Annotated in this window: 7 protein-coding genes; 4 read left to right on the top strand and 3 right to left on the bottom strand. The window is 74.0% G+C overall.

Going from position 1 to position 6447, the window contains the following annotated elements; genetic code table 11:
- Positions 1–682: 682 nt before the first annotated feature.
- Positions 683–886 (bottom strand): cold-shock protein, encoded by a 204-nt coding sequence (locus ACFW6P_RS31300; RefSeq protein ID WP_015031667.1) that lies wholly within the window; start codon positions 884–886, stop codon positions 683–685.
- A 308-nt stretch (positions 887–1194) separates the two neighbouring features.
- Complete coding sequence (locus tag ACFW6P_RS31295; RefSeq protein WP_386356922.1) at positions 1195–1785, bottom strand: TetR/AcrR family transcriptional regulator; 591 nt, start codon at positions 1783–1785, stop codon at positions 1195–1197.
- Positions 1786–1901: 116 nt separating this feature from the next.
- On the opposite strand from ACFW6P_RS31295, the gene ACFW6P_RS31290 reads away from it, so the two are divergent.
- The gene (locus ACFW6P_RS31290) at positions 1902–2921 is read left to right on the top strand and encodes an aldo/keto reductase (protein ID WP_386356919.1); all 1020 of its coding nucleotides are present in this window, start codon (positions 1902–1904) and stop codon (positions 2919–2921) included.
- A 144-nt stretch (positions 2922–3065) separates the two neighbouring features.
- Here ACFW6P_RS31290 and ACFW6P_RS31285 read toward each other — a convergent pair whose 3' ends face one another.
- Positions 3066–3338 (bottom strand): hypothetical protein, encoded by a 273-nt coding sequence (locus ACFW6P_RS31285; RefSeq protein WP_386356916.1) that lies wholly within the window; start codon positions 3336–3338, stop codon positions 3066–3068.
- 313 nt (positions 3339–3651) lie between these two features.
- On the opposite strand from ACFW6P_RS31285, the gene ACFW6P_RS31280 reads away from it, so the two are divergent.
- From ACFW6P_RS31280 to ACFW6P_RS31270, 3 genes are all read left to right on the top strand, one after another.
- A complete protein-coding gene (locus tag ACFW6P_RS31280) occupies positions 3652–4086 on the top strand; it encodes a hypothetical protein (protein WP_386356914.1) in 435 nt (144 codons plus the stop codon).
- Positions 4087–4163: 77 nt separating this feature from the next.
- Positions 4164–5108, top strand: coding sequence for an RNA polymerase sigma-70 factor (locus tag ACFW6P_RS31275; protein ID WP_386356911.1), 945 nt, complete (start codon positions 4164–4166; stop codon positions 5106–5108).
- A gap of 108 nt (positions 5109–5216) precedes the next feature.
- Positions 5217–6410 carry an NAD(P)/FAD-dependent oxidoreductase gene (locus ACFW6P_RS31270; protein ID WP_386356908.1) on the top strand — a complete coding sequence of 398 codons (1194 nt, stop codon included), beginning with the start codon at positions 5217–5219 and terminating at the stop codon, positions 6408–6410.
- The last annotated feature ends 37 nt before the right edge of the window (positions 6411–6447 follow it).

Raw genomic sequence — 6447 nt, 5'->3', positions numbered from 1 at the left:
GGGGGCCGGGTCGTCGGCGGGGTGGCCGCCGCCTCCGGTGGGGCGCTGTCACGGGTGTCGGTCGGCCGGGGTGTCCCGGTGCGGTGCCCGGGGGGTCCTCCGCTGGAACCGGGCGGACCGAGGTCGGGGTGGGGCAAGGGGCTGGGGGCCGGGTCGTCGGCGGGGTGGCCGCCGCCTCCGGTGGGGCGCTGTCACGGGTGTCGGTCGGCCGGGGTGTCCCGGTGCGGTGCCCGGGGGGCGGACCCGGCGCGGGGACGGGGACGCGTAGGGCGGGGGAGAGCGGGGGCGAGGGGGAGGGAGGAGGACAGCGCCCGGCTCTTCCCGCTCGAGCAAGAACGTCGCCGTCAAGGCTCCAGGAGCAGTCCCACCGGAGAACTGTCCACCGTGAAGTCGGTGCGGACCCTCGCCGCCGCCTGCGACCTCCAGCGCAACCTCCAGCGCGAGCTGACGTGCGACGGGCTGCGGGCCGCCGAGGCGAAGGGAAGCCAAGGGCGGACGCGGCCCGGCCGTCCCGGCCGACAAGACCGCCGGCGTACGCGCCGCATGCCGTCGGGCGCCCCGGCACGTTCACCCACGAGGTCGTCCGCTCCCCGGTCCGGGAGGAGGGGCGGGTCCCGCCCCGGGAAACGGGACGGGGCCCGCACCACGAAGGTGCGGGCCCCGGTCGCGCCGGCGCGTAGCGTCAGGCGGGAAGGATGTTCTCGGCCTGCGGGCCCTTCTGGCCCTGCGTGACGTCGAAGGTGACCTTCTGGCCTTCCTGGAGCTCACGGAAGCCGGAGGTGGCGATGTTCGAGTAGTGGGCGAACACGTCCGGGCCGCCACCCTCCTGCTCGATGAAGCCGAAGCCCTTTTCCGAGTTGAACCACTTCACGGTGCCGTTGGCCATGGTGAATCTCCCTTTACTGGCAGTACCCGGGACCCGCACCTTGCGGACCCGGAAGTCGCCGAAATGATCACCCCGCGGAGAGATTCGAAAATCCTCGGAAACAAAAAGAGTGCTCGTCGACAAAGGCCGATAGAGCACTCGAAGTCTCTGGGAACCAAAACTGCAACACCAGCGAAGGTAGCACAGGCCGGGGCGCGCGGCTCGGAAATCTCATACCCGAGGCGGGCCCCGGCCCGGTCCTGCCGTACACCGCGGCCATGATCCTCTCGCCGTCCTGCAGCCGTGGTGGTGCGGCGCGTCGGTGACCTTCAGCCCGTTCGCCGCAGCCCCCCCACGAGGAGCGCCACGAGGCGGCGGGCGTCGTAGCGGGGGTCGGTGTCCGCGCCGATGCACAGGTTGCCGACGCCGCGCATCAGTTCGTAGGCCTCGATGCCGGGGCGGATCTCCCCGGCGTCGGATGCGGCGCGCAGGAGGGCGGCGCACGCCGGCACGAGGCGGTCGAGGAAGTACGTGTGCAGCGCGTCGAAGCCGGTGTCGTCGGAGTGCAGGACGGCGGCGAGGCCGTGCTTGGTCACCAGGAAGTCGACGAAGAGGTCGATCCAGCCTCCGAGTGCGGCGTACGGGGTCGCGCTGTCGGCGAGCAGGGCCGGGCCGGCCTCGGCGCAGGCGTCCACCTGGTGCTGGTAGACGGCGATGATGAGCTCCGCCCGGGTCGGGAAGTGGCGGTAGATCGTGCCCACCCCGACACCGGCCCTGGCCGCGATGTCCCGCACCGGCGCGTCCACGCCCGAGGTGACGAAGACGGCGGCGGCCGCCTCGAGCAGCGCCGCCTTGTTGCGCCGCGCGTCCTTGCGCCGGGACGGGGCCGCGCGCCCGCCCTCGCCGTCGCTGTCTTCCATCGTGCCGTCCTTCCGTGCCGTCGCTGCCGCTTGCAAAAACGGAACAGTGTTCCGTATCGTCGGGTCGTACCGGAACAGCGTTCCGCTTGTTCCATGATGGCAGAGGAGACACGGACATGCAGTACCGCACCTTGGGCCGCACCGGTGTGCAGGTCAGCTCCCTCGCGCTCGGCGCGATGAACTTCGGCCGGATCGGCCGGACCAGCCAGGACGAGGCCACCGCCCTCGTCGACGCCGCCCTGGAGGCGGGGATCAACCTCATCGACACCGCCGACGTCTACGGCGGCGGTGAGTCCGAGGAGATGGTCGGCAAGGCCCTCGCGGGCCGCCGCGACGACGTCGTGCTGGCCACGAAGGCGGGCATGCCGATGGGCGAGGAGCGCAACCGCCGGGGCGGTTCGCGCCGCTGGCTGGTCACCGCTCTGGAGGACAGTCTGCGCCGCCTCGGCGTCGACCACGTCGACCTGTACCAGGTCCACCGCTGGGACCCGCGCACTGGCGACGAGGAGACCCTGTCGGCCCTGACCGACCTGCAGCGCGCCGGGAAGATCCGCCACTTCGGCTCCTCGACCTTCCCCGCGTACCGCATCGTGCAGGCCCGCTGGGCCGCCCGGGAGCACGGCCTCGGCCACTACGTCACCGAGCAGCCCAGCTACTCGATCCTGCAGCGCGGCGTCGAGGCGCACGTCCTGCCCGTCGCCCAGGAGTACGGCCTCGGTGTGCTGGTGTGGAGCCCGCTGGCCTCGGGCTGGCTGTCGGGCGCGGTCCGCGCGGGCCGGGAGATCACCACGAACCGGTCGGCGTTCATGCCGGAGCGCTTCGACACCACCCTCCCCGCCAACCGGGCCCGGCTCGACGCCGTCGAGCGGCTCGCCGGCGTCGCCGAGGAGGCCGGACTGAGCCTGATCCAGCTGGCGCTCGGGTTCGTCACGGCGCATCCGGGCGTGACCAGCGCGCTCATCGGCCCCCGCACCCCCGACCACCTGCGGGCCCAGCTCGCCGCCGCCGACACCGTGCTCCCGGCCGATGTGCTCGACGCGATCGACGCGATCGTGGCCCCCGGCACCGACCTGGCCGCACACGAGAAGGGCGACACCCCGCCGGCCCTGCTCGATGCGGCGCTGCGGCGCCGCTGACCGGCCGGGGTCAGTCGCCGGCGGGGGAGGCGGTCAAGGCGTCCGGCTCGGCGGCGAAGAGGCGCGCCGGGTCGAATCCCATCACCCCGGCCGCGACACCGCCCGGTGCGCGGGACGGGGCGTGGACGCCGCCGTCCTCATCCGCTACGCGTGCGACGTCCTGATCGAGGCTCCGATGAGCGCCGTCCGGAAGCCGCAGAGCGAGGTGGAGGACCGGCCGTCCCGGCAGCCGCCCGTCATCACGAGCGAACGCCTCGACCGAGGTGTCCTGCGCACGGGGTCGCGGTTGCGCTGGACCACTCCCGCCCCGGACGGCACGCCGGAGATCACCTCCACCGTCGGGGCCCGCGCCCCCACGACCGCGTCCTGCGGAGCGGCCCGGCGGCCGGCGACGGCCTGCGCATCGACGGCGTCCACCGGTAAACGTTCCGCGAGACCGGGCACGGCGTCCGCGTCCACACCGAGGAGACCTGGACGGGCGCCCAGGTGGAGGCGGACGTCCCGCGACGACCGCGCTGGCCGCCGGCCTCGACGCCTGGCTCCGCGACCTGAAGCGGGCGGCGGAGACGGCGGCCGCCTCCCCGCGCCCCTGACGGCCGACCCACCGCCGTGAACCCGGCGCAGAACGGCTTGATGACGTCCTGACAAGCCGCCGGTCTCCCCGCCACAGTCCGACGGAGCGGACGCGGGAGACAATCCCTGTCCAGGAGGACCGGAAGGAAGCCCCGGCATGATCGAGTGGAAGCCCCTGGGGACCGGGGCCAGGCCCGTCCCCCAGCCCGTGGCCACCCCGTTGGTCTGGGCCGGTGCCGTCGGCGGCGCGCTGCTGCTGGTGGTGCTGCTCAACAGCGTGGTCGGGCCCTACCGGACCGGACTGGTCCTGGCCGCCCTGTCGTTGCTCGCCGCCGTGCTCGGCCTGCGCGCCCGCTTCACGGCGGCACCGGGCACGGCCGTGCTGTGCTGGCTGTTCCTCAACGCCTTCGGCATCCCGCCGATGGGCACCCTCTCCTGGGCCCACCACCGCGACACCACCTGGCTGGCCTGTCTCCTCGGCGCCACCCTCGTCGGCACCGCCCTGGCCCGGGTCGTCCACGCCCGCGCCGCCTACCGCCGCCTCGCGCCCGGGGAGGGGCGGCACGGCGACGGGGCGAACGAGCTCTTCTAGGGGCCGCCGGCGGGGGGAACTCCCGCCCGGGGCCGGGCTTCTGCTCGCACGCAGGTCCTGGGGCTAGGATCCGGTCCATGCCCCTGACCGCGGACGACGTCGACCGGTTCGAAGCGTTCCGGCCCCGCCTGGAGGCCCTGGCCTACCGGCTGCTGGGCTCGGCGAGCGAGGCCGAGGACGCCGTGCAGGAGACGTTCCTGCGGTGGCAGGGCGCCGACGTGGACCGCATCGAGGTCCCCGAGGCGTGGCTGACGAAGGTGCTCACCAACCTGTGCCTGAACCAGCTCACCTCGGCCCGCGCCCGGCGTGAGACGTACGTCGGGCAGTGGCTGCCCGAGCCGCTGCTCGCCGGGGACCCGATGCTGGGCCCCGCCGACACCGCCGAGCAGCGCGAGTCGGTCTCGTACGCGGTCCTCACCCTGCTGGAGCGGCTCACGCCCAACGAGCGCGCGGTGTACGTGCTGCGCGAGGCCTTCGACTACCCGCACCGGGAGATCGCCGCGATCCTCGACCTCACCGAGGCCGCCAGCCAGCAGATCTTCCACCGGGCCCGGAAGCACGTCGCCGACGGCAAGGCCCGCGCCGAGGTCGACGAGGCCACCGCGCGGCGGGTCGTCGACGAGTTCCTCACCGCCGCCACCAGCGGCAGGACCGAGCCGCTGGTCCGGCTGCTCACCGCGGACGCCGTGGCCGTCGGCGACGGCGGTGGAAAGGTCCCGGCCCGCGCCAAGGCGTTCGAGGGGGCCCTAGCGGTCGCCAGGTTCCTGCGGGGCCTGTTCAAGCCGGGCAAGGCCCAGCGCGCCCTGATCGGCGGCCCGGTCGCCATGTACCGGGCGACCGTCAACGGCGGCCCCGGGCTCGTGGCGGTCGTCGGTGGCCGGGTCTTCGGCGTCATGAGCCTGGAGATCACCCCGGAGGGCATCGCCGCGTTCCGCAGCCAGGTCAACCCCGACAAGCTGGAGCGCGCGACCCGGCGGTGGGCCGCCGCCGACCACGGGGAACCCCTGGTCACGGCCTTCTGATCCCTGTATGACCTGCGTCACATCACGTTCCTGTCAGGAAACGGCGGGCCGCCCGGTTCAAGAGGCGAACCGCTGAAGCCAGGATCCGCTGAAGACAGGAGCAGGGACATGCAGCACCGCATCGTCGTCCTCGGAGCCGGATACGCCGGAACCGTCGCCGCCGGACGCCTCGCCCGGCGACTGCACCGCGAGGATGTCGCCATCACGCTCGTCAACGCCGACCCCGACTTCGTCGAGCGCGTCCGGATGCACCAGCTCGCCACCGGCCAGGACCTCCGGCACCGGCCGTTCGCCGAGATGTTCGCGGGCACCGGCGTCCACCTCAGGTTCGCGGAGGTCACCGCCGTCGACGCCGACGCCGGGACCGTCACCGTCGAAGACGCGGACGGCGTCGGGGAACTGCCCTACGACAGCCTCGTCTACGCCCTCGGCAGCGGCTGGGACGACCAGGGCGTCCCCGGCGCCGCCGAGCACGCCTACGAGATCGCCGGCCGGCCCGGTGCCCTGCGGCTGCGCGGACGCCTGGCGCGGCTGGAGGCCGGGCGGAGCGTGGTCGTGGTGGGCGGCGGCCTGACCGGCGTCGAGGCCGCGACCGAGATCGCCGAGGCCCGTCCGGACCTGGACGTCGCCCTCGCCGCCCGCGGCGGGCTGGGCGACTGGCTGTCGGACAAGGGACGCGCCCACCTGCGCAGGGTCTTCGCCCGGCTCGGCGTCACCGTGCACGAGCACACCGCCGTCACCGCCGTCGAGGCCGACCGCGTCACCACGGAAGACGGCGGGTCGATCCCCGCCGCGGTCACCGTCTGGACGGCCGGCTTCGCCGTCCACCCGATCGCCGCGGCCACCACCCTGGAGGTCACCGAGCGGGGCCGGATCGTGGTCGACAAGACCATGCGCTCGGTCTCGCACCCGGACGTGTACGCCGTCGGCGACGCGGCCATGGCGACGGGCCCCGGCGGCAAGCCGCTGCGGATGTCGTGCGCCACCGGCACCCCGATGGCCTGGCAGGCCGCCGACGCCCTCGCGGCCCGTCTGACCGGGGGCAAGCTGCCGAACATCCCGCTGCGCTACTACAACCAGTGCATCTCGCTGGGCCGCCGCGAGGGCCTGATCCAGTACGTCACCGCCGACGACCGGGCCGTCCGCGCGGCCCTGACCGGACGGCTCGCCGCGCGCTACAAGGAACTGATCTGCAAGGGCGCGGCCTGGGGCGTCGCCCACCCGACCCTGCTGCCGGCCCGCCGCCGGCGCGTCGTGCGGCAGGCGGACCTGAGGGAACCGGCGGTCGACCGGGCGGCCTGACCGGCCGGGCGCACCACGGGGACGGACTGCGTCGGCC

The sequence above is a fragment of the Streptomyces sp. NPDC058741 genome (assembly GCF_042746715.1).
GTDB lineage: Bacteria > Actinomycetota > Actinomycetes > Streptomycetales > Streptomycetaceae > Streptomyces.
The sequence above is the reverse complement of the archived record's forward strand: the minus strand, read 5'-3'. Positions and strand labels throughout refer to the sequence as shown.

Excerpts from the sequence above, each read along its gene's own strand:
- ACFW6P_RS31300 (WP_015031667.1), bottom strand. The coding sequence starts at position 886 with ATGGCCAACGGCACCGTGAAGTGGTTCAACTCGGAAAAGGGCTTCGGC.
- ACFW6P_RS31295 (WP_386356922.1), bottom strand. The coding sequence starts at position 1,785 with ATGGAAGACAGCGACGGCGAGGGCGGGCGCGCGGCCCCGTCCCGGCGC.
- ACFW6P_RS31290 (WP_386356919.1), top strand. The coding sequence starts at position 1,902 with ATGCAGTACCGCACCTTGGGCCGCACCGGTGTGCAGGTCAGCTCCCTC.
- ACFW6P_RS31280 (WP_386356914.1), top strand. The coding sequence starts at position 3,652 with ATGATCGAGTGGAAGCCCCTGGGGACCGGGGCCAGGCCCGTCCCCCAG.
- ACFW6P_RS31275 (WP_386356911.1), top strand. The coding sequence starts at position 4,164 with ATGCCCCTGACCGCGGACGACGTCGACCGGTTCGAAGCGTTCCGGCCC.
- ACFW6P_RS31270 (WP_386356908.1), top strand. The coding sequence starts at position 5,217 with ATGCAGCACCGCATCGTCGTCCTCGGAGCCGGATACGCCGGAACCGTC.